Here is a 710-nt window from a genome sequence, read left to right as displayed (position 1 = left end):
CAGGACCGTGCTGTGCGGGATGCCGCCCGTGCCGTAGGGTGCGGCGGTGACTTCGCCGCTGGTGGAGGACACCACACGGCCCAGGGCATCGGTGTGTGCAGACGATCCGGCGGCGGGGGTGCCGTCGGCGAAGACGACCCTCGCCGAGGTAGTCCGTGCCGCGGTGTCGGCGTCCTGCACCGACACGGCGCGGGCCTCGCCGAGGTCGGCATCCTTCTGGTCTGTGCCCAGGATGCCCCGGGTGACGGCTTCGGCGACGACATCGGCCGCGGTTTTCACGGTGGTGCCGTCCGGGCCCGTCACACTGCTGGTGTGCCCCCACGGGTCGCTGGAGGCAACGGTCTTGCGGCCGGCCTGGTCGGTCATGGTCACCTGGTAGTGGGCCCACTGGGAGTAGTCGGCCTCGGACAGCACCCGGGCGCCGTCGGCGTCGGGTTCTTTGGCGTAGGCGCCGTCGCGGTAGTTGTCCGCGGTCCGCAGGGGGCGGCCCAGCGCGTCGAGGGTCTCGGTCACCCGACGCCCGTCGGGGGTGGCGGTGACCGTGGTAGTGGGGGAGGGGTAGGCGATGCGGGTGGTCTGCGGCTTGCCGGAGTCCGGCAGCACCGTGTGCGCAGACGGCCGGCCCTGGCGGTCGTACTCCGTCCGCGAGACGACCCGCCCGCCCGGCCCCATCTCCTCCAGCACGGCTCCGGTGGCCAGGTCCACCACCC

General features: G+C 73.2%; 1 protein-coding gene. It reads right to left on the bottom strand.

Translation table 11 applies throughout. The annotated features are described in order from the left end of the window. Window positions 1-710 (bottom strand): hypothetical protein (locus IF89_RS39475; protein WP_043194916.1); only part of this gene is annotated, 710 nt, incomplete at both ends.

The sequence above is a fragment of the Streptomyces sp. NRRL F-2664 genome (assembly GCF_000719345.1).
Classification (GTDB): Bacteria; Actinomycetota; Actinomycetes; order Streptomycetales; family Streptomycetaceae; genus Streptomyces.
Note: the sequence above shows the minus strand (reverse complement) of the source record. Positions and strands in the feature narration are given on the sequence as shown.